Origin of the sequence: Acetobacterium malicum subsp. dehalogenans DSM 11527, assembly GCF_000472665.1 — a bacterium.
Lineage (GTDB): Bacteria > Bacillota > Clostridia > Eubacteriales > Eubacteriaceae > Acetobacterium > Acetobacterium malicum.
The window spans coordinates 81487-103567 of the sequence record NZ_AXAC01000011.1; the positions used below are offsets into that span (position 1 = coordinate 81487).

Here is a 22081-nt window from a genome sequence, read left to right on the forward strand (position 1 = left end):
TGGCCGCCCCGGCCGGGGTTATTTCCGTTCTTGCCGGCGGGGCTTGTTCATAATCCTGATCAGGGTTTAAAACCATGTGGCCAGCCAGTTGCGCATCATATGAATTTCGTCACGCTGGGTGTCGCGGATGGTCTGGGCAAATGGAATCAGTTCCTGATGGTCGGCGTAGCCGCTGGTGATCAGTTGTTGGGACATCATCACGGCATCCATATGATGGAATATCATATCCTGCAGGAAGGCCTGATCAACGGCATCGCCTTTGAGACTGGTCAGATCCCGCATCATCGGCTGGTAATCAACCTGATGATCCAAATTGGGATACCAGCTGTCCAGCCAGCTCTTCATCTGGTTAATTTCGGCCGTCTGGGTGGTGATAATCGTGTCGGCGAATTGCTTCATTTCGGCCCGGTCGGTATTGGCTTTGAGGATCGTGGCCGAGGCCACCGCTTCCTCGTGATGGGCAATCATATGGACGAGATAATCATGCTCGCTTTCGATCGTCGCCTGCATCATCCCCCCATCCATCATTTCTGTATCCATCATCCCGGAGCCCATCATGCCGCCGTTCATGTTTTGAAAGTTGGGTTGCGGATTGTTGTTATTGGACAGCAAAAAGATAATGTAGCTCATCATCCCAATCAGTAGGAGCAGCACCGCAGCGATGCTGGCCCCGAGGATCACAAGGGTTGTCTTTTTCATCTCAGACACCTCCACTTCGTCGCGATTTATCGCGCTGGTTTAACTTTGCCACCTGTCTGTGGGGCGCAAAGCTAATCAATTCTGATACCGGGCCGGATCTTATGTGTTAAGCATAGCACGGAGCGGCTCTTTTTAATGTGATCCGATCACATAACCAGCGGGATTCTTTAATAGTCTTTAGTAAATAATACCATTTATTTGTGTCAGCTTGGTGTCAAAAATAAAGTAATTGACAAAGGGGATGGGGTGGCGGTATAATTGCGGCACAACGTATGAACGATTGCTCAATCGTTCATGTATTATTTTATAGCGTAATATATATGTTCAAAAAAAGAAGAGGTGAACCATGTCGAATAAAATACCGCCGATTGAACGCTGTGACTGTGATGTGATCCATGAGGAGATCGTCCGGCAAGTCAAAAAAAAAATGCCCCCGGAAGAAACGCTTTACGATCTGGCTGAATTGTTTAAGGTCTTTGGCGATTCGACCCGGATTAAAATCCTCTGGGCTCTGGATGAAGCCGAGATTTGCGTCTGTGATATTGCCTACCTGTTGAACATGACCCAATCGGCGATCTCCCATCAGTTGCGGATTTTAAAGAACGCCAATCTGGTCAAAAGCCGCAAGGAGGGCAAAGTGGTCTTTTATTCGCTCAATGACGAGCACGTCAAACAAATCTTTGAACAGGGTCTGGTTCATATTTCTGAGGAAAACAGCTAGGAGAAAATCGCCATGATAAAAAAAGAATTAATTCTCGAGGGTCTGTGCTGCGCCAACTGTGCCGCCCAGATTGAAGCCGAAGTCAATGCGATCCCGGGGCTGAGTGCCACCATGAATTTCATCAATCAGACCCTGGTCATCGAAACCGCTGCCAGCGACGGGGTAGCCGTGGTGGCTCAGGTCAAGGCGATTGTCCATAAGCATGAACCCGGTGTACAGGTCAAAGAAAAAGCGGGGCGGCCCAGTGATCGTCAGGTTTTTATCCTGGAGGGGCTGTGCTGTGCCAATTGCGCTGCCAAAATTGAAACCGAAGCGACTAAACTGACCGGTGTCAGAGCCGCCCACCTCGACTTCATTTCCACCAAGCTGACCCTCGAAACGGTTGCTTCGGTCAGTCTGTCGGCCCTGGTTTTACAGCTTGAAGCGATTGTCGCGAAGATCGAGCCGGGGGTGCAGGTGCGGTTGGCTGCGGCAACCGCCCAGTCCGGGGCTCCGGCAACCGTCCGACCCGACGCCGATGAGGGTGGCCAGCGCCGGAAACTGTTGACCAAACTGGCTCTGGGTGGCAGCTTATTTGCAGTGGCGCTGCTGGTCAGTCTGCCCGGCTGGCTGGCGCTGAGTCTGTTTTTAGCGTCGTACCTGATTGTCGGTGGCGACGTGGTGTGGCGGGCGGTCCGGGGCATCGCCAGCGGTCAGGTCTTTAGTGAGCATTTTCTGATGACGATTGCGACCATCGGCGCCTTCCTGGTCGGTCAGTACCCGGAAGGGGTAGCGGTGATGATGTTTTATCTGGTCGGTGAATTGTTCCAGGATATGGCCGTCGATCACTCCCGCAAATCGATCAGTGCCTTAATGGATATCCGGCCCGATTATGCCAATCTGAAAGTCGGCGACAACATCACCCGGGTCGCCCCGGAAGCGGTTGGCGTCGGCGATGCTATCGTCGTTAAGCCCGGCGAAAAAATTCCCCTCGATGGGGTGGTGGCGGAGGGCTTCTCGATGGTTGATACCTCGGCCCTCACCGGTGAATCGGTGCCCCGGGAACTAGTGCCGGGGGCGGTGGCGCTGAGCGGCTTTATCAATAAGAATGGGCTTTTGACGATTACCGTCAGCAAAACCTTTGGTGAATCGACGGTGGCCAAAATTTTAGATCTGGTCGAAAATGCCAGCAGCCGCAAAGCCCCGACCGAAAAGTTTATCACCAAGTTTGCCCGTTATTATACCCCGACGGTGGTTTTTGCGGCCCTGGCCCTGGGGATCATTCCGCCGCTGCTGCTGCCTGGAGCGACCTTCGCCGATTGGATCTACCGGGCGCTGATTTTTTTGGTCGTTTCCTGCCCCTGCGCCTTGGTTATATCGATTCCGCTGGGTTTCTTTGGCGGGATTGGCGGGGCCTCCAAACGGGGGATTCTGATTAAGGGCAGTAATTATCTGGAAGCCTTAAACAGCGTCGAAACGGTGGTTTTTGATAAAACCGGAACCCTCACCAAAGGCGTTTTCAAGGTCACCGCCATCAATCCCCAGCCCGGCTTCACGGCGGACGCGCTGCTTGATTACGCCGCCCATGCCGAAAGTTTTTCCAATCACCCGATCGCCAAGTCAATTGTCGCCGCCTATCCCGGGACGATCCGGCCGGATCGTATCCAGCATCATCAGGAAATGGCTGGCTCGGGCCTGCAGGTCAGCATCGACAGCCAGGTCGTGATGGCCGGTAATGCCGGACTGATGGCGGCACAGCAGATCCCGATCAGTCCAGTGGAAAGCTTGGGCACGGTGGTTTATCTGGCGGTCGATCAGGTTTATGCCGGTCATCTGATCATTTCGGACGAGGTCAAAGCCGACGCGGCTGCGGCGATTGCGGCTCTGAAAGCCATCGGCATCAAGAAAACCGTAATGCTGACCGGCGATCACCAGGCGGTCGGCGACCAGATCGGCCAGCAATTGGGGCTCGATCAGGTCTATGCGGAATTGCTGCCGGCTGACAAGGTGGCCAAATTCGAATGGCTGGAAAGTCATAAAGCGGCCCATGAAAAAATTATCTTTGTCGGCGATGGCATTAACGATGCGCCGGTGCTGGCCCGGGCCGATATCGGTATGGCCATGGGCGGGCTGGGTTCCGACGCCGCCATCGAAGCCGCTGATATTGTGATCATGACCGACGAGCCGACGAAAATTGTCACGGCCATCAAAATTGCTCGGAAGACCCGTAAAATAGTGCTGCAGAATATTTTTCTGGCGCTGGGGATCAAAGGTGTCTTTCTGATCATGGCGATGTTTGGCGTCGCGACGATGTGGGAAGCCGTCTTTGCCGATGTCGGCGTAACCCTGCTGGCCGTCTTTAATGCGATGCGGGTGCTGAATACCAAAAATCTTTAAGGCCGACCAACCACCGTTATCATCATGATGCGGTGGTTTTTATGATCTTCCCCATGGATGTTTGTAATGCGATCCTACTGCCACATGTTCAGTGCTTTAATTATTAAACAGCGACCCCCAGCGGCTGGCTGACATTATCGTCGCGTTGGGTAGAAAACATCAATGATCGTCCCCTTTTAATAGAATCGCCTATTTATGATGGATAATCATATCGACTAAAAAATCGTGCTTGCTTTCAATGGTCGTAGGCATCATGCCCGAATCCATCATCCCGTCAGTGAGATCAATGTGAATAATTAATTGCAAGATCGGTAAGCTCTTATTAAATTGATATAGGATAGTTTATGTTTTTATGTAATTAAATCACAGAGCGATCATTAAGCTGGGGGCAAATAGAGCGGTTATTAAAAAAATATCCAGGAACATGGATAAACGACTGATTATCGAGTATAATCAAGGAGAAAACTGCGATTTAGCTAAATGCTGATATCCTGTAAACTTGGAAGGAGTCAAGATGAAAGCTTGTAAAAATTGGGATGAACTGATTGAAAAAACAATTGCATCGATGCCGGGTACATCCCAGGATTATCAACCAGAATGGGATGCGGTGCGATATTTTGTAGGCGATGTGATGTTTGCCATGCGTGGTGAAAATAAGGTCGGTGAGTCATTATTGACAGTCAAACTGCCACCCGGTGACGGTGAAATTCTCCGTTCCCGGTATCCGGATATTATTCCCGGATATTATATGAACAAACAGCATTGGAATTCTATTATGCTCGACGGAAATGTGCCGGAAAGGATTTTAATTGATTGTATCCAATTGGCCTATCATACAGTGCTGATTAAATTGACTAAAAAGAAACAGCGGGAGATTGAGGAAGGCCCGCCACAACCGTGAGGGCCGACCTTTTTCCACCATTGACCTAATCGATTGCGATAAACCAACGAAAACGGGTATAAAAAGATCAAATAAACCTGCTGCTTCTGGAGGAGATGTCACCGAACACAGTTCCCCTAAACAGCCTAAATAGAAAAGAGGTGAGACCACCATGTCATCTGAACTGATTAAGGACCTGCTCTTTAATACTGCCTTATTGCTTATTATCAGCATTGTTTACAATCTCTTTTTTATCCGCTTCAATAGTCGGAAAAAGTGGGTCGAAGTTGTTCTCGGTCTATTTCTAGGCGGTGTGGGGATGCTTTTGATGATGAATACCGTCAGCTTTGCAAATGGTATTATTTTTGATACCCGATCGGTTTTAATCAGCGTTTCCGGTCTGTTTCTGGGCTATATCCCGACTATCATTGCCACTTTGCTGATCTCGATCTACCGGATTTATTTAGGTGGCGGTGGGGCTCTCACCGGGGTGCTGGTGACGGTGACTTCGGCTTTGATCGGTCTGATCTGGTATAAATATCGGTTGCAGAAAATCTTGAAAAAGCAGAACCAGATCTGGCCTGAGCTGTACCTGTTTGGATTGCTCGTCCATATTGCCATGTTGGTGTGCATGTTGACCCTGCCCAATCAACAGGGGATGGTGGTTCTTCAGGCCATCACACTGCCGGTGCTGATCATCTATCCGCTTGGCTCGCTGCTCCTGTGTCTGGTGATGATTCAGGGTCTGAAAAATCGGGAAGCGGAAAAAAACCTGAGGCAAAGTCGGGAAAACTATAAACATCTGTATTACGAATATCAGAAAAAAGAATCACTGTTGCGTTCGCTGCTGGATTCTCTGCCGGACTTGGTTTTTTATAAGGATAAAGAGTGTGTTTATTTGGGTTGCAACAAAGCGTTTGAAGGTTTTGCTGGGAAAACCATGGATGAACTGGTCGGACTCACCGATTTTGATATCTTTGATCTGGAAATGGCTACCCTATTTCGAAAAATGGACCTGATCATGATGAATGAAAAAAAATCCCGCCGAAACGAGGAAATTGTTACCTATCCAGATGGTCGGGAAGTTTATCTGGAAACTCTAAAAACCCCTTATTATGATCACAATGGGCAAATCCTTGGCTTAATCGGGGTCAGTCGGGATATCACCGACCGTAAGAAAACCGAAGCTGAGATCATCTATCTCGGCCAGCACGATGCCCTTACCGGCCTCCACAACCGTAGCTTTTACGAAAAAGAACGAAAGCGGCTGGATCATCCGGATTATCTGCCCCTGTCCCTGATCATCGGGGATATCAATGGGCTTAAACTGATCAATGATGCCTTTGGTCATGGCGAAGGGGACAAACTGCTGATCAGCATTGCCAAGATCATGGAAGATTGTGCCCGGGAACAAGATGTTCTGGTGCGAACTGGTGGCGATGAGTTTGTCATGCTGTTGCCCCAGACCAGCTATCGGCAAGCCGGGGCCCTGGTTGAAAAGCTGAAAATTGCCTGTGATGAAGGCTACAAGCTGGAAAACGAACTGATCATTACCAGCATTTCACTGGGTTATGCAACCAAGACCAGGGAGCATCAACTTTTTGAAAAAACATTTAAACTGGCCGAGGAATCGATGTATCGGAAAAAGCTGCTGGAATATAAAAGTTTCCATTCTGCTATTATGGATTCGATTAAGACCACTCTTTTTGAAAAAAGTAACGAAACCGAAGAACACGCCGAGCGGATGGCCGACCTGGCCAAGCAATTGGGGCGGGTATTAGGTCTGGATCAGGAGGAACTGGTATCTTTGGAACTGGTGGCAACCCTCCACGATATCGGTAAAATCAGTATCGACAGCAAGCTACTCAAAAAAAATAGCCCCCTGACTGAGGCCGAATGGGCGGAAATTAAAAAACATCCCGAGGTTGGCTATCGGATTGCCCAGACCGTACCAGAACTGCGCAAGATCTCTGAATATATACTCTGTCACCATGAGCGTTGGGATGGCAAGGGTTATCCCCAGGGTCTGAAAGGCGAGGAAATCCCCTTACTGGCCAGGATTCTGGCGATTGTGGATGCCTACGATGCGATGACCCAGGATCGCTCCTATCGCCGGGCGATGTCCCAAGAGGATGCCATTGCCGAGCTGCAATGCCATGCCGGCAGCCAATTTGATCCGACCCTGGTGGCGGTGTTCATTGACGATGTCATCGAAAAAAATAGCAATGCCGGAGATTAAAAAAGTAGTTGCAATACTTTCTTAATTAGATTTAAAATAACAGAATAATACGATAAAGCCCCTGATGCTCAGAAAATTAATGATCATCAGGGGCTTTTTTAAAATGCCATTATAACGCCGATGGTAACGTAATCAAAAATAAAAATTTAACCGGTTAAGTATTGCTTGTAATCTGGCAAAACTGGTGATATAATTAATTTTACAAATATACACGTATTTAAATTGTGTATCGCTACTATTTTATAGGAGGAAATGATTTATGCTAACGAAACGACAGAACCTATTGGAAACGATTAAAGGTGGCAATCCTGACCGCTTTGTCAATCAGTACGAGGCCTTTGTATGCACCGATGCCATTTACGGAATGATCATGGGCGATCCGATTACCGGTCAGGGTGGCTTTCCGATGCCAGGCGGGGAACCGGTCAAGAATGCCTGGGGAATTACCTTTGCCTGGCCAGCTGGCACTCCCGGCGCATTTCCCTTACACGATAAGGAACACAAGGTCCTTCAGGATATCACCAAATGGCGAGACGTCGTCAAAGCCCCGAAAACAGACCTGCCAGCTGAAGCCTGGGCGCCCTTTTTGCCAGCCATCGAAGCGATCGACCGCAACGAAGTGTTTGCCACCGTCTTTGTCGCTCCTGGCGTCTTTGAACAATGCCATCATTTAATGGGAATGGAAGATTGTCTGATGGGCTTCTATGAAGAACCGGAAGAAATGCATGCTCTGATCGACTACATCGTCGAATATGAATTGGCCTATGCCGCCGAACTGATCAAATATTACAAACCGGATTGTCTCTTCCATCATGACGACTGGGGCAGCTCTCTGAATTCGTTTATGGCACCGGAAATGTTTGAAGAATTTATTGTTCCGGCTTATAAAAAAATCTATGGTTTCTATAAGGCCAACGGCGTCGAGCTAGTGGTCCATCACAGCGATTCCTATGCTGCCAATCTGGTACCACTGATGATCGAAATGGGTATCGATATCTGGCAGGGCTGTATTTCTAACAATAATGTTCCCGACCTGATTAAAAAGTATGGCGGCCAGATTTCGTTCATGGGCGATATCGACAACTCCCTGATTGATGATGAAAACTGGACCCAGGAAAGCGTTGGTGCTGAAGTTCGCAAGGCCGTAGCTCGTTGTGGCAAACACTATTACATTCCCTGCATCACCCAAGGTGGTCCAGGCAGCGTCTATCCTGGTGTTTATGAAGCCATTACCGCGGAAATTGATCTGATCAACGCCGGTAAATAATAACTCCTCATCTGAGAAAATAAATACCGTGCCGACTAATTGTCGGTACGAGGTTATCTTTTACACCCCCACAGCCGGAGAATGAATTTTCTTCGGCTGTTTTTTTCGTCGGTTTACAAATATTCTTTTTTGTGGTGAAATAAGGGATAGATTAAACAGATCAGGATGCAAGCGAAATAATGGAAGAAATTGAGGGCTTTGATTACCGACTACGTTAAGAACTATCAGGAAAAGAAACAGACCCGTACCGACTGACGGGAGCCGATCGTCGGCGTGGCGGCTGCTGTGGATCCCTTGTTTCCCCAACTGAAGCAGATCATCGGTCCCAACCACGCTCTGCCCGGCGAGCTGGTGCCCGAGTATCCCATCGGCAGCGGCGATGCCTGCGGTAAATGCATGTGTGGCGTGCCCTGTTCGCGGGGGATCCGGGAGAAAGTAAAAAATAACAACTCAGAAAGGGGTTCCTATGATCCTAAACACCGGCAACCGCACTGATATACCAGCCTTTTACAGTGAGTGGTTTTACAATCGCATCCGGGCGGGCTTTGTCCTGGTTCGTAATCCCTACTATCCCCAGCAGGTCATTCGCTATCGGTTATCGCCGGAGGTAGTGGACTGTCTGGCTTTCTGTACTAAAAATCCGGCTCCGATGCTAGACCGATTGTCAGAAATCAGTGCCTTTAAACAGTTCTGGTTTGTCACTATAACCCCTTATGGTAGAGACATTGAACCCCATGTGCCGGACCAGGCGCAGGTCATCGAGGCCTTCAAGCGGCTGTCCGACGTGGTCGGTATTCAAGCGGTGGGCTGGCGTTATGATCCGATTTTCATTTCGGAGAAATATTCGCTGGATTTTCATCGAGACAGTTTTGAGCAGATGGCCATTAGCCTTAAAGGCTATACCGATCACAGCGTCATCAGCTTTATCGATCTCTATCAAAAGACCCGGCGTAATTTTAAAGGTATCCAGGCAGTCACAACTGCCGAACGTACCGAGATCGGCCAAGCCTTTGCCACCATTGCCAGACAAAACGGGATGATGCTGCGCACCTGCTGTGAAGGAGTCGATCTGGCACCCTATGGGGTAGACTGCTTCGGCTGTATGACCCAGGCTGTTCTGGAGCGAGCCATTGGCACCAGCCTGAAGGTGCCCAAAAACCGCCACACCAGCCGGGAAGGCTGTGACTGTCTGCTGGGCAGCGATATCGGCGTATATAATAGCTGCGGCCATGGCTGCAGCTACTGCTACGCCAATCATGATGGCCAAACCGTCAAACACAATATGGCCAACCACGATCCAAGCTCACCTTTTTTAATAGGCAATACCATGGCTGAGGATATCATTAAGGCCGCTAAACAGGTATCCTATCTAGATGGTCAGCTGTCTCTATTTGGAAAAATATAAGATACCGTCATCAGTTAGATTTTCGTGACTGATGACGGTTTATTTTTGTATAATTCTTTGGGCAGTCACCGTTATCTCCATTAGTTACCAAAAGGTGCCTATCTAATAAAAAAGTGCCTACTTTTTAATCACATTGAAGTTCAGTATAATATCAATGCAGAAAAGAATCACACCAAAATTCAATTAGTTTCTGCGGATGAAAGGAAAAGAAAATGAAAAATATTATCGCTGTTTTATTAACAGTCATTATGGCAACACTGCTGGTAACGGGGTGTAGCAGCAGTGACAAGACGGTTGCGGCAACTCAGCCACTAAAGGTGGCTATGGATTTGAAGTATCCCCCCTTTACCGGGACTGATGAAAAAGGCAATCCCGAAGGATTGGAAGTGGATATGGCCTATGCTCTGGGCGAATACTTGGGTCGGGACGTGGAAATAGTCAATACTGATTTTCCGATGCTGATCACCGCTTTGGATACTGGTGCGGTCGATATTGTTATCAGCGAAATGTCGGTAAAAGAAGAGCGTAAAGAAAAGGTTGATTTTTCAAAACCATATATGTATGATCGCACCCTGGCGCTGGTCAATAAAAGCTTCGCTGAAAAAAACAAGATTACTGATAGCATGTCAGAAAAAGATTTCTTTGCTCTGGATGCCAAATACATTGGTTTGACCGGGACAATCTCCGTCACCGTGCCCCAATCCTATGGACATCAAGTGGAAGAGATCACCGAAATTGCCAGTGGTTTAATGGAAATTAATAACGGCACGGCTGACGTCCTGGTGGGCGCCAACAGCATTATTGGTCTTCATGCCACCTATCCAGAGTCGACGGTGATTTACGTCGGCATCAATAACTCCAGCGAAACAGCCATGGCGGTAAAAAAAGGAAACACCGATCTGCTCGAACAGGTCAACGCTTTTATCAATACCATCTATGCAGATGGCGGTTTCTACCAAACCGCTGGCAGCAAATATGACCAGGCGATTGGTGAATACTTGAAAGATCCGTCACTGGGCTTAAATTATATTATTGATCCGCCGCAGTAAAGGGATCCGATGAAACGCTGGAGTCAAAACATGCAAACAATCCTGGCGGTGGCCCTGTTTGCCGGGATCATCGGCTACATCTTTACCAACACCATCGACGACCCTAAATATTATCTGATTCTCAATGAAAAAAGTCTGTTGCTGGAAGGGATCTGGACGACGCTGTACGTTAGCGTCGTCACCCTGGTTTTAAGTATGATTTTTGGTTTTATCCTGTTTTTAATGATGGATAGCCGGATTGCGTTTATCAAAGCGGTGGCCATGCTTTTTAAAGAAATCATGATGGGCACGCCACTGTTGGTGATGGTTTTCCTAACCGTCTACGTTTTTGGACCGATGATCCAGCTACAGGACAAGGTGTTATTGGGAATCCTGGCGCTGACCTTATATACCAGTCCTTATCTGGCCAATTCCTACCGGACGGCAGTGGAAGTGGTTGACGAAGATCAGTATACGGTCATGAATCTGTACAATTTTTCTGCCTATCAGAAATACCGTTATGTCATCTTACCACAGATGATCAAGCCGATGATCCCATCATTCATCAACGGGCTATCGAGCACCATCAAAGGGTCTGCCCTGCTGAAGGTGGTATCAGTCACCGAAATCTCCTACATCATCACCCTTATTTCTCAAAAAAACTGGGCTTCCATTGAAGGGTATCTGGTCATGTGGGTGGCCTATCTGTTGATCACCATCCCCTTATCGCTGCTGGCCCAAAAGATCGGAAAGGAGATGAGCCATTGAAACTGCAACTGGAAAAGCTGATCAAAAATTATGATAAAACGATCTTGAATGATTTAAATTTAACCATCGATAATGTCCAGGCGGTGGGGATTATCGGGGCTTCCGGGTGTGGCAAATCGACGCTGCTGCGGTTGCTGGCGGGGATGGAATTTCCTGAGACCGGCAAAATCCGGATCAATGAGGTGCCAATTAATCTAAAAACGGTAAAATCCTACCAGGAAAATATCGGCTATGTTTTTCAGAAACATAATTTATTTCCCCATCTGACGATTCGGGAAAATCTGCTGCTGATTCTCGAGAAAGTCAAGAAGATGGATAAAAATCAGTCCGAAAAACGAATTGATGGGCTCCTGACACAATTTCAGCTTAACGATCAGGCTGATCAAAAGCCCAATGTCGTATCCGGGGGGCAGGCTCAGCGGGCGTCCATCGCCCGGGCTTTGTCCAACAATCCCTCATTGATCCTATTGGATGAACCGACAGCGGCACTGGATCCGATTTTGACCGGGGAAGTGCTTAGTTCCATCCATAACTTAAAAAACCTCGGCAAGGACTTTATCTTTGTCACTCATGAGATTTCATTTCTGCGAAATTTTGCCGACTATGTCATTTTTATGGATGAGGGCCAGATCATCGAGCATGGGGATATTACCCACATTGACAACCCGATAACGGAAAAACTGAAACAGTTTCTGGCATTTGAAACAAAAAATCAATTTATTGGAGAATGAATATGGATATTAAAGAAATTTATGAGAAATTTGATCAGATCGGCTGCCTAACTTTTGCAACTATCGATGATGGTTATCCGGAAACCCGGATTGCCCATCTGTTTGCCTATGATGAAGAGGGCCTTTATTTTCGAACCATGACGGTTAAACCGTTTTATCGGCAAATTACCGAAACCGGCAAAATGTCCATTTGCGGGATGTCAGCTTCGCCTAATGTGGTTCATGCAGAAGCAACCGGTTTACCGATTTTCGAACCGGGTTTTACGATGAAAGCCACCGGTGATGTCCGGGAGATTTCCTTTGAAGAGCTGTTGAAAAAAGAAAATAAAAGTCAGGGCTTTGCCATGGGGATTAAAGATATCCGACGTTATCGGGATTTGCGGGCCTTTGTGATGGATCGCTTCCGCGGTGAGTATTATGATTACGATTTTGATCTGGCCACCCGGGATCATAAGATCATCCGGGAGAGTTTCAGCTTCAATGATTTTCCGACAAAATTTCGCGGGATGAAGATTAATGAAAAATGCATCGGTTGTAACCAGTGCAAGGAACAATGTGATGTCAAGTTGTTTAAAGCCATCGAAATTGACGAAAACGGTGGCTATTTCATTAATAACAATCACTGTGATGTCTGTGGCGATTGTACCCTGGTCTGTCCGGTGGGTGCCATTGACAGTTATAGGGAGTGAGTGGATCGGGAAGCCTATGTGGTGATAGGGTCAGCTGTTGCCGAGTGCTTTAAAATTGTAATTGGATCTATGATTTACCTAATTATTATTGATTGTTCTTTAGTTATGTGATAACAAATCATTAACATTTTGGCTAGCCTGATAATTTTTATAACGGGAGTGCTCATATTTTAATATGGATCTGATTTTATCTGAACAGTCGAAATTTCATTAGTTACTTTTTTGTTACCAACTAATAAATTAGTGCCTACTTTCTTTATCAAAGGAAATGATTTATAGTGTAAGTGTAACAACAATTCATATCAAATTTAAATTTTTTAGGAGGAACACAAATGGGATTATTTAAGAAAAGATTGAGCGCTCAGGCTTATATGAAAGCGCCAGAAATGAGTGCAGCAGGAAGTGCCTGCGGATCAGCCTGTGGGGCCGGGGACAAGGAAAAAGAAGAAAAACCAAGCGCCTGCAGTTCAGCTTGTGGCGCCGGTGACAAAGAACCAGAAACAAAACCAATAGCCTGCGGATCGGCCTGCGGCGCTGGCGACAAATAGAAAACTCCCAAATCTCGAATTTAACAATCAATTCAGGAGCATGAGCTGGCATATTAAAAGGTATGTCAGCTTATTTTTTAAAAGTGCAGCAAGCGACTTTGACGAGAAAGCTTGCTTTCGCAGGCAAAGACATTTGCTTCACAATCAGTCGAGCGTAGAGAAGCGAGCGAGTTCTGATTTAAATCTACAAAAAAAGGAAAAAACCATGGAATATTTTGCCTATCAGTTTCACATCACCGATCACTGCGATCAGCGCTGTGAGCATTGTTATATTTTTTCAGAAGATCATCAGAAGTGTCTTGACGAAATGATTATCGAGAATATTGAAAAAGTCATCGCTAACTGCGTCGCCATGTGCAAGCAGTTGAACCGGCGGCCTTATTTCTATATTACCGGTGGCGACCCGCTGCTCCACCCGGATTTCTGGCAGCTGGCCGCAAGCTTAAAAAATCGCAACATCCCCTTTGGTATTCTGGGAAACCCTTTCCATTTAAATGATCAAATCTGTCAACGGTTGGCCGAGCATGGCTGCCGGAAATACCAGCTGTCGATTGACGGCCTGCGTGAAACCCATGATGCCATCCGGAAGCCCGGATCCTTTGACACCACCATCGAAAAAATTGACTGTATCCGAAAGGCCGGCATCGATTGTGCGGTCATGACCACGGTCTCCGGCACCAATAAGCATGAAATTGAAGCGATTGTCGATCTGGTCGTCGCCAATCAAGTGGACATCTTTGCCTTTGCCCGCTATTGTCCCACCGGATTTGAAAAGGAAAACCATATCGATCCGCTGGAATACAAAGCTCTGCTTAGTCGGCTCTGGAAAAAATTTGAAGACTATCAGGACGCTGAGATCACCTTTAACCTGAAAGATCATTTATGGAATCTGTTTCTCTATGAAAAAGGACTGTTTGAGATCCCGGAGGGGTTGGATGCGCAGGTGATGGTCGATGGCTGTAATTGCGGCAATTGCCATATGACCATTTTGCCCACTGGCGATGTTTATGCCTGTCGTAGAATGGAAAGTCAAATCGGCAATGCTTTGAGTGATAGTATGCATGATCTGTTTGTTGGAAAAGGGATGGATGCCTATCGTCAGTATGATCAATTTGAGAAATGTGCAAAATGTGAATTGCTGCGGTTCTGTCGGGGTTGCCCGGCGGTGGCTTACGGTTATACCAAGAATATGTATGCCGCCGATCCCCAGTGCTGGAAGGAAGTCTGAGTATGAAAAAGATGAAAGCCGTATTATTAAATGGCACCGGAGGCCCGGCTGTATTACAACTTAGCCAGGTCGATGTGCCAGTTGTCAAACCCGGTTGGGTTCTGGTCAAAATAAGAGCCTTTGGTTTAAATCGGGCGGAGCTGACGCTGCGCCAATACGAAGCCGATTCTTCATATATTCAGCTACCGATTATCCCGGGAATTGAATGCGTGGGCGAAATTGTTGATCCTTCAGATAGTCAGTTTGCGGTTAATGACCGCGTGGTGGCTTTAATGGGCGGGATGGGTCGGAGTTTTGACGGCAGCTATGCCGAATATGCGCTGCTCCCGGTGACCCATGTGTTTTTAGCAAAGACAAATTTGGAATGGACAAAACTTGCAGCCATTCCGGAAACGTTTTTTACCGCCCATGGCTCCTTGTTTGAGTGCCTGCAGCTTGGTCAAAATGACCGCTTACTAATCCACGGCGCAACCAGTGCGCTGGGGCTGGCAGCTATCCAGCTGGCCAAAACGACTGGATGCACGGTTATCGGAACTTCCCGAAAAAAAGAACGGCTGGACTTTCTTAAAGAAGTCGGCGCAGATTTTGCGGTGCTGGATGATGAAATGCTGTCCAAACGAATCCGCGATGTTTTTCCTGATGGCGTAACAAAGGTGCTGGAACTGGTCGGGGTCAGGGCCATCCCCGAGACTACAAAACTACTAAAAAAACATGGTATCATTTGTTCAACTGGACAGCTTGGCGGTAATCCCACCAGTAGCTTTGATCTGATCAAAAGCATTCCCAATGGCATTTATTTAAGCTCTTTTTACAGCAATTATCCCACCCAAGAAGTGATCGATGATATTTTTAAACGGATCGAAGAATATCAGCTCGCCACTATTATCGGTGCCGTTTTTACACTGGATGAGATCGCAGCGGCTCATGAAATGATGGAGAATAATCAAGCCCAGGGCAAGATCGTCATCAGAACTACAGCGGATCAGGTTGATTAAATGAAACGAAAATGCCAAATCGCCGGGTTGATGATTATGACAGCTTTAGTGAGTGGAGGATGCGCCACCACCTTCAATGATGTTTCCAAGAACTTAAAACCAAACAACAGCCCCGCAAGCATTATGGCCATTTCGGATCCCCATTATTATTCGCCAACGCTCACAGATTACGGCGCCAAATTTACAGAAATAATAAATAATAGTGATGGAAAAGATGTCAAGAACAGTCCTCAGATCATAGCGGCCTTTGTCAAAGAAGTGGAGATCAAACAGCCGGATGCCGTGGTAATCAGCGGAGATCTGACCTTAAATGGGGAACAAGCCAGCCATGTCGAAATGGCAGAGTATTTAAAGCAGATTGAAGCGGCGGGCATACCGGTGCTGGTAATTCCCGGCAATCACGATATCAATAGTACTCAAGCTTATGCCATTTCCGATACTGAGATCAAAAAGACGGCTTCAATCAGCCCCCAAAGCTTTGCCCAAATTTATGGTTCTTTTGGTTATGACAAAGCAATTTCCCGGGATGGCAGTTCCTTAAGTTATCTGGCTGCCCTGACCAATGATATCTGGCTGCCCTGACCAATGATATCTGGCTCATAATGATCGATGCCAGCCAGTACAACAGCACCACCTCTGATCTGGGCAGGGTCAAGGACGGTACACTGAGTTGGATTGAAGATTGCCTGAAAGAAGCCCAGAGCAGAAGTATAACGGTGCTCAGTGTTACCCACCAGAATCTGCTGCCCCATAACCCGGCTTTTTCAGAACTCTATACCATCGAAAATGGTCAGGAACTGACAGCATTATATGAAAAATACCAGGTCAATCTGAATTTAAGTGGCCATATGCATATCCAGAATATTGCCAGTAACGATAGCGACGTCAATAACAATTTAGATGACAATACTCTTTACGATTGCGCTACTGGATCCCTGGCGGTTTGGCCCAATCTCTATGCCCTGGTGGAGCTGGATAGTACCAAAAAAGTCAGCTATACCACCAACTCGGTGGATTATGGCAGCGATTCACATCAGTTTTTTTATGACAACAGTTATAAAAAGTTTTATGATGTGTTGGGAACGCTTTACCTACCGGACGAAACCAAGAAGGGGATGGCTGTTTATGCCACCATGCTGAATCTCGATTATTTCAGCGACCAGCTTGATGCCGTGAAAATAGAAAAATACAAACAGGATCTGAACTACAAATTATGGCAGCAAAAAATGCCCGCCAGTTTCGAAACCATGTATATTGAAAGTATGCTGAAAGAAGAACCGAAAAAATGCTGAAATAACAAACGACTAAATATCACTACTTAGTCGTTTGTTTTGTGAATCTAATTTTAATTTTTGTTAATTCTGTATTGTTTTTAACGAATTACTCGAGGCGATTACCTGATCAAAGACATCGTTAAGTGTGCCCTCGTGGCGTGGGTCGGGAGTAAAGGTACTCATATTTTCGAAATCAGTAAAAAGCGATAGCATTACTTGGGCTCGAACATCATTAATATGAAGTTCTGCGGCAACAAGTCTGAGATGTTCAACTGCGCGAGATCCACCGGCACTGCCGTAACTGACAAATCCGGCAGCCTTATTTTTCCATTCAATATTCAAATAATCAATGGCATTTTTTAGCGCACCGGGAATACTGTGATTATACTCGGCCGTTACAAATATATAGGCATCAAATTCCTTGATTTTATTTGACCATACTTTGGTATGATCTTTGGTATACTGTTGCATCATTGCCGGAAACGGCTCGTCGTAAAGTGGCAAATCATAATCCGCCACATCAACTAACTCAAATGTAGCATCATCACGTTTCTGTGCCAGTTCATAAACCCATTTTGCAACAGCTTCGCCATTTCGTCCCGGTCGGGTGCTTCCTAATATAATACCGATTTTTGTCATCTTAATCCTCCTAGAATTTTTATAAATATTATTAAATGTATTTAATAATATTTTACCCGTAAATTTTGTTATAAAACAAATAAAATAAAAAATGATTATAAATGTGTTTAAAAAGAATACTGGCGGCCGCCGATATTCGCTACTTTTTTCTTTATAGCCGCGGGTTCATTTGTGGTGCAACGCAAGATGCTTAATAATGTGAAGTATAACAACAAATGACCGATAAGTCAATAACCAATTGGTCAACAATGACTTATCGGTCACTTTTAAATGAAGGTGGAAAATTGTTAAATTGTTTATTAAAGAAACTGGTGTGATCAGCGCAGTGTTTGAATTGTTCGAGACGTGATTAGAGCGCAAAAATATAGCCATAAAACAAAAATAAATAACACAAAAAGCGAAGTAACCGGACACCTGCTATGTCCAGTTACTTCGCTTTTGGAAAAAGAATGATTAATTAGTACTTGAAGAAACATACTCCTTGTAACTGTTGCCCCAGTCTTCCATGGATTTAAAGAGCGGACGCAGGGAGTTGCCCAGATCGCTTAGGGAATATTCCACCCGGGGCGGAACTTCCGGATAAACGGTTCGTACAATCAGTCCGTCGGCTTCAAGAGCCCGTAGGTTGTCCGTCAGGACTTTCTGGCTGATCCCTGGGACGCCGTTTCTCAGCTCGCCAAAACGATATTCCCTAACAAGTAAATTTCTAATAATCAGCAGTTTCCATTTATTTCCGATCAATTCCACCATGGTGGCAACCGGACAGGCCGGTAACTCTTCTTTTGTTAACATTATAACCCTCCAAATTTAAAATACGTTAGTATAAAAACGATTGTTATATTCGAATTATAGTGTAATATGCTGAAAGGGTCAACACAAATCGGTGTTTATAAATAGTTGCTGCTTTAATATTTTAATATAGAGGTTCAAAAACGATCAAACCGTAAATCGAGGTTATCCGTATGTCCGATAGTTACAAATAGGCAACTATCTAATAAAAAGGTGCCTACTTTTCAAAGCGGTACAGCTGAATTAAAATGAATTGACAAGCTTTACAAACCTGAAAGAATTTACAAGAGGGTAAATTGAATAAAGAGAAGGGAGATCAAAAAAGTATGAATGCTTGTTAAATAAGCTATTACGGAAAAAATCGACAGATATGATCTGAGTATTTTTTCTAAAAGTCACGTTAATTTTTGAATAAAGAAAGGGAAAAGAAAATGAAAAAAACGATTGTATTGACACTGATTGTATCATTTTTAATGCTGACAGTTGCTGGTTGTGGGAGCAATGCCGCAAACAGCACTGACAAGAGCTCTTCAACAACCACGGAGGAGACAAAAAAAGAAGCTACGGTTATAGAAGTGCCACTAAAAATTGGCAAGGTTCAGGTTTATGATTTCGGCGATGTCAAGTTACACGCTTATGCTACTAATGATGCCTTAAATGATGAATGTTATATTGTCGAAAATAAGGACAATCTGGTGGGAATTGAAATTCCGGCTTTTACTGACAATTTAAATGAATGGAAAGACTACATAAAAAGTCTGAACAAACCGATGAATGATATTCTGATTGACAATCATAATACCGGCGGAGATTATCTTACTGGGATGAACGTTTATGCCACCGAAAACGCCAAAGCTGCCATTGAGGGCGGTGCGACTCTGGCTACCATGCAAGGGCTTGCACAGTCTATTGGTACAGCCTTTGACAGCAATGTGGCCAAAATAACTAAGATTTTATCTGCTGGTTCCCAAACCATTGCTGGAACTGAGTTTATGATCACCGACAACGGCGATACCTATACCATTGAAATCCCAGAGATGAACGCCGTCTATACTCACATGTTGGGTGAAAAAGTCCATTCAATCCTGGTCAGCAATGAGATGATGGATGCTACCATCGCAACCCTGAACGAGTATCAGTCCAAGGGTTATGATTTAATTCTCTCCAGTCATGCTGCTCCTGAAACCCAGGCAGCTGTGGTAGCCAAGATTGCCTACATTGAAAAAGCTAAAGAACTGGCCAAAAGTTCAGCTGATGCTAAAATATTTACAGAAGCCATGTCCAAGGCCTTCCCGGATTATGCCGGAGCAAATTATCTGGACATGACCGCCGGATTCTTATATCAAAAATAAATAATCAGTTGAACTAGATACTTGGGATCAGTCTGACTGAAAGATACATTTATGAATACCATCCCGTCTTTCGTTTAACGTAAGTTGGGATGGTATTCTTCATTAATATAAAAGTGACTGTCCAAAAAGGGTAGAAATGCAATGAAATCATCACCTGTTTGAATCATTGTTAAAGGATTACACTTAGGAATATAATCAAATCATAGGTTTCAAAAAATGGTTGCCTATTTCGAAGATTGCAATTATTTGAGGAGGTACTTGTATGTATTGTTTATCTACCCAGCCTTGCATTATGCCTGTAAGGCCTTTTTCACTGAAAGGAGTTATCCCGAAATGAGTCAAGAAACACACGAACATCACCACCATCATGAACCCGGTTGCGGCTGCGGTTGTCACGGTGATCAGCCAAATCCCTTTGAGGAACTAAACCCGGTACTAGATCGCTATGCCGACATCCCCGGAAGTTTGATCACGATCCTTCAGAAAGCCCAGGAGCTTTACGGTTTTTTATCTGTTGAGCTGATGCGCCATATTGCCCTGGAAACCCACACCAGCATTGCCAAGGTTTACGGGGTGGCCACCTTCTATACCCAATTCCGCTTTGAACCGGTGGGGAAATACCTGATCATGCTCTGTCAGGGCACCGCCTGTCACGTCAACGGCTCCAAACAGGTCGAAGAAGCCGTGATGGACTACCTCGACATCAAAGAAGGCGAAACCACCTCCGACGGACTGTTCACCCTNAACAACGTGGCNTGTCTGGGNTGCTGCAGCTTATCNCCGGTNATGATGATCAACGACGANACCTACGGTCAGCTGACCCGNGACAAGGTNACCCATATTCTGGCCGAGTTAAAAGAAGCTGCCAAGAGTGATGCCATTGGTTTAGAGACAAGCGCCCAGGAGGTGACCGCATGAAAATCGTAATCGGATCAGGCAGCTGCGGCATCGCCGCCGGTGCCCACAAAGTCCAGACCGCCTTTGAAGCCATCATTGCCGAAAAAGGTTTAAATCTGTCAGTCGAACAAACCGGCTGTATTGGCACCTGTTACCTCGAACCGATCGTTGACGTAGTTGACGATGCCGGCAAGAAGATCACCTTTGTCAATGTCACCACCGAAGATGCCAGGCGGATCATTGACGACTATGTCGTCGCCCAAAAAGAACTGGCGGATTTACAGATCTCTCAGGAAGATCTCACCATGATCGGGAAACAGAAACGGATTGTCCTGCGAAACTCCGGGATCATCGATCCCGAACAGATTGACGATTATCTGGCCGTTGACGGTTACCTGGCCGCCAAAAAATGCCTGACTGAAATGACTCCCGACGCGATTATCGAAACCGTCAAAGTCGCCGGCTTAAAAGGTCGGGGCGGCGCCGGCTTTCCGACCTGGTTCAAATGGGACGCCGCAAAAAAATCGCCCGGGACCACCAAATATATGGTCTGTAATGCTGACGAAGGTGACCCTGGTGCCTTTATGGACCGCTCCGTTCTCGAAAGCGATCCCCATGCCCTGATTGAAGGAATGCTAATCGGCGCCAAAGCCATCGGCGCCAGCGAAGGGATCATCTACGTCCGGGCTGAGTACCCTCTGGCGATCGTGCGTTTGCAGAACGCCATTGACCAAGCCCGGGAAAAAGGCTTTTTGGGAGACAATCTTTTTGAAACTGGATTTAACTTTGATCTGCGTATCAAAGCCGGTGCCGGCGCCTTCGTCTGCGGCGAAGAAACCGCTCTGATCGCTTCTCTGGAAGGAGAGCGGGGGATGCCGCGGTTAAAACCACCCTTCCCGGCCCAGAAAGGTTACTGGAACAAACCCACCAACATCAACAACGTCGAAACCTTCGCCAACGTCCCCTGGATCTTCCGTAACGGCGGCGACGCCTATGCCGCCCTCGGCACCGCCGAGAGCAAAGGCACCAAAGTCTTTGCCCTCACCGGCAAGGTCAAAAAAGGCGGTCTGGTGGAGATCCCCATGGGCCTGACCCTACACGATGTTATTTTTGACATCGGCGGCGGCATCAAAGCCGACAAAGCCTTTAAAGCCGTGCAGATGGGCGGTCCCTCCGGCGGCTGTATCCCCGCCAGTCTTTTAGGTACCCCGATCGACTACGCCGAAATCACCAAAACCGGTGCCATCATGGGCTCCGGCGGAATGGTCGTCATGGACGAAACCACCTGTATGGTTGACATGGCCCGGTTCTTCCTCGACTTCACCTGTAAAGAATCCTGTGGTAAATGTACCTACTGCCGCGTCGGCACCACCCGAATGCTCGAAATCCTCAACCGGATTACCCGGGGCGAAGGCCGGGACGGCGACATTGAACTGCTCGAAGAACTGTGTTACAAGATCAAAGACGGTTCCCTATGCGGCCTCGGTCAGACCGCTCCCAACCCGGTACTGACCACCATCAAATATTTCCGTAACGAATATGAAGATCATATTTAC

Annotated in this window: 22 protein-coding genes; 19 read left to right on the plus strand and 3 right to left on the minus strand. The window is 46.5% G+C overall.

The genetic code is table 11. From position 1 onward, the window contains the following. Positions 1-66: 66 nt before the first annotated feature. Complete coding sequence (locus tag A3KS_RS0105410) at positions 67-699, minus strand: DUF305 domain-containing protein (protein WP_026394048.1); 633 nt, start codon at positions 697-699, stop codon at positions 67-69. Positions 700-1045: 346 nt separating this feature from the next. Between A3KS_RS0105410 and A3KS_RS0105415 the strand changes: the two genes are divergently transcribed. From A3KS_RS0105415 to A3KS_RS22385, 16 genes are all read left to right on the plus strand, one after another. Then, a complete protein-coding gene (locus A3KS_RS0105415; protein ID WP_026394049.1) occupies positions 1046-1420 on the plus strand; it encodes an ArsR/SmtB family transcription factor in 375 nt (124 codons plus the stop codon). Between the two features lie 12 nt (positions 1421-1432). Beyond that, on the plus strand, positions 1433-3796 hold the full coding sequence (locus A3KS_RS0105420; RefSeq protein WP_026394050.1) for a heavy metal translocating P-type ATPase: 2364 nt from the start codon (positions 1433-1435) through the stop codon (positions 3794-3796). Between the two features lie 514 nt (positions 3797-4310). Beyond that, on the plus strand, positions 4311-4697 hold the full coding sequence (locus A3KS_RS0105430; RefSeq protein WP_026394051.1) for an MmcQ/YjbR family DNA-binding protein: 387 nt from the start codon (positions 4311-4313) through the stop codon (positions 4695-4697). A 151-nt stretch (positions 4698-4848) separates the two neighbouring features. Continuing rightward, entirely contained in the window at positions 4849-6915 is a 2067-nt protein-coding gene (locus A3KS_RS20185) for an HD domain-containing phosphohydrolase (protein WP_051355678.1), read from the plus strand. Between the two features lie 259 nt (positions 6916-7174). Beyond that, positions 7175-8182, plus strand: coding sequence for a uroporphyrinogen decarboxylase family protein (locus A3KS_RS0105440; RefSeq protein WP_026394052.1), 1008 nt, complete (start codon positions 7175-7177; stop codon positions 8180-8182). Positions 8183-8455: 273 nt separating this feature from the next. Then, complete coding sequence (locus A3KS_RS0105445) at positions 8456-8677, plus strand: hypothetical protein (protein ID WP_026394053.1); 222 nt, start codon at positions 8456-8458, stop codon at positions 8675-8677. Then, positions 8649-9587 (plus strand): DUF1848 domain-containing protein, encoded by a 939-nt coding sequence (locus A3KS_RS0105450; RefSeq protein ID WP_026394054.1) that lies wholly within the window; start codon positions 8649-8651, stop codon positions 9585-9587. Before A3KS_RS0105445 ends, A3KS_RS0105450 begins: the two co-directional genes overlap by 29 nt. Before the next feature lie 212 nt (positions 9588-9799). Next, on the plus strand, positions 9800-10636 hold the full coding sequence (locus A3KS_RS22375) for a transporter substrate-binding domain-containing protein (protein WP_051355679.1): 837 nt from the start codon (positions 9800-9802) through the stop codon (positions 10634-10636). A 30-nt stretch (positions 10637-10666) separates the two neighbouring features. Then, complete coding sequence (locus tag A3KS_RS0105460; protein WP_242834742.1) at positions 10667-11383, plus strand: amino acid ABC transporter permease; 717 nt, start codon at positions 10667-10669, stop codon at positions 11381-11383. Then, entirely contained in the window at positions 11380-12114 is a 735-nt protein-coding gene (locus A3KS_RS0105465) for an amino acid ABC transporter ATP-binding protein (RefSeq protein WP_026394056.1), read from the plus strand. Before A3KS_RS0105460 ends, A3KS_RS0105465 begins: the two co-directional genes overlap by 4 nt. Positions 12115-12116: 2 nt before the next feature. Further along, positions 12117-12803 (plus strand): 4Fe-4S dicluster-binding protein, encoded by a 687-nt coding sequence (locus A3KS_RS0105470; protein ID WP_026394057.1) that lies wholly within the window; start codon positions 12117-12119, stop codon positions 12801-12803. A 332-nt stretch (positions 12804-13135) separates the two neighbouring features. Next, complete coding sequence (gene acgA, locus A3KS_RS20195) at positions 13136-13351, plus strand: ACGX-repeat peptide (protein WP_035355356.1); 216 nt, start codon at positions 13136-13138, stop codon at positions 13349-13351. Positions 13352-13556: 205 nt separating this feature from the next. Further along, on the plus strand, positions 13557-14579 hold the full coding sequence (gene acgM / locus A3KS_RS0105480) for a radical SAM/SPASM domain protein, ACGX system (protein WP_026394058.1): 1023 nt from the start codon (positions 13557-13559) through the stop codon (positions 14577-14579). A 2-nt stretch (positions 14580-14581) separates the two neighbouring features. After that, on the plus strand, positions 14582-15574 hold the full coding sequence (locus A3KS_RS0105485; RefSeq protein WP_051355680.1) for a zinc-binding dehydrogenase: 993 nt from the start codon (positions 14582-14584) through the stop codon (positions 15572-15574). Continuing rightward, positions 15575-16156 (plus strand): metallophosphoesterase family protein, encoded by a 582-nt coding sequence (locus tag A3KS_RS22380; RefSeq protein ID WP_026394060.1) that lies wholly within the window; start codon positions 15575-15577, stop codon positions 16154-16156. It begins immediately after the preceding gene. Positions 16157-16176: 20 nt separating this feature from the next. Further along, positions 16177-16866: a metallophosphoesterase gene (locus A3KS_RS22385; protein ID WP_026394061.1), complete on the plus strand. Its 690-nt coding sequence runs from the start codon at positions 16177-16179 to the stop codon at positions 16864-16866. A gap of 63 nt (positions 16867-16929) precedes the next feature. On the opposite strand, the gene A3KS_RS0105500 is transcribed toward A3KS_RS22385, so the two are convergent. Together A3KS_RS0105500 and A3KS_RS0105505 are read right to left on the minus strand one after the other, a co-directional pair. Further along, positions 16930-17487: an NADPH-dependent FMN reductase gene (locus A3KS_RS0105500; RefSeq protein ID WP_026394062.1), complete on the minus strand. Its 558-nt coding sequence runs from the start codon at positions 17485-17487 to the stop codon at positions 16930-16932. 453 nt (positions 17488-17940) lie between these two features. After that, on the minus strand, positions 17941-18279 hold the full coding sequence (locus A3KS_RS0105505; RefSeq protein ID WP_026394063.1) for a winged helix-turn-helix transcriptional regulator: 339 nt from the start codon (positions 18277-18279) through the stop codon (positions 17941-17943). Between the two features lie 428 nt (positions 18280-18707). Between A3KS_RS0105505 and A3KS_RS0105510 the strand changes: the two genes are divergently transcribed. The 3 genes from A3KS_RS0105510 to A3KS_RS0105520 all read left to right on the plus strand — a co-directional run. After that, complete coding sequence (locus A3KS_RS0105510) at positions 18708-19628, plus strand: hypothetical protein (protein WP_051355681.1); 921 nt, start codon at positions 18708-18710, stop codon at positions 19626-19628. 333 nt (positions 19629-19961) lie between these two features. After that, entirely contained in the window at positions 19962-20546 is a 585-nt protein-coding gene (gene nuoE / locus A3KS_RS20205; RefSeq protein WP_051355683.1) for an NADH-quinone oxidoreductase subunit NuoE, read from the plus strand. Beyond that, positions 20543-22081, plus strand: a 1539-nt coding sequence (locus tag A3KS_RS0105520; protein WP_026394065.1) for a NuoF family protein, incomplete at its 3' end; no start/stop codon positions are given. The genes nuoE and A3KS_RS0105520, both read left to right, overlap by 4 nt.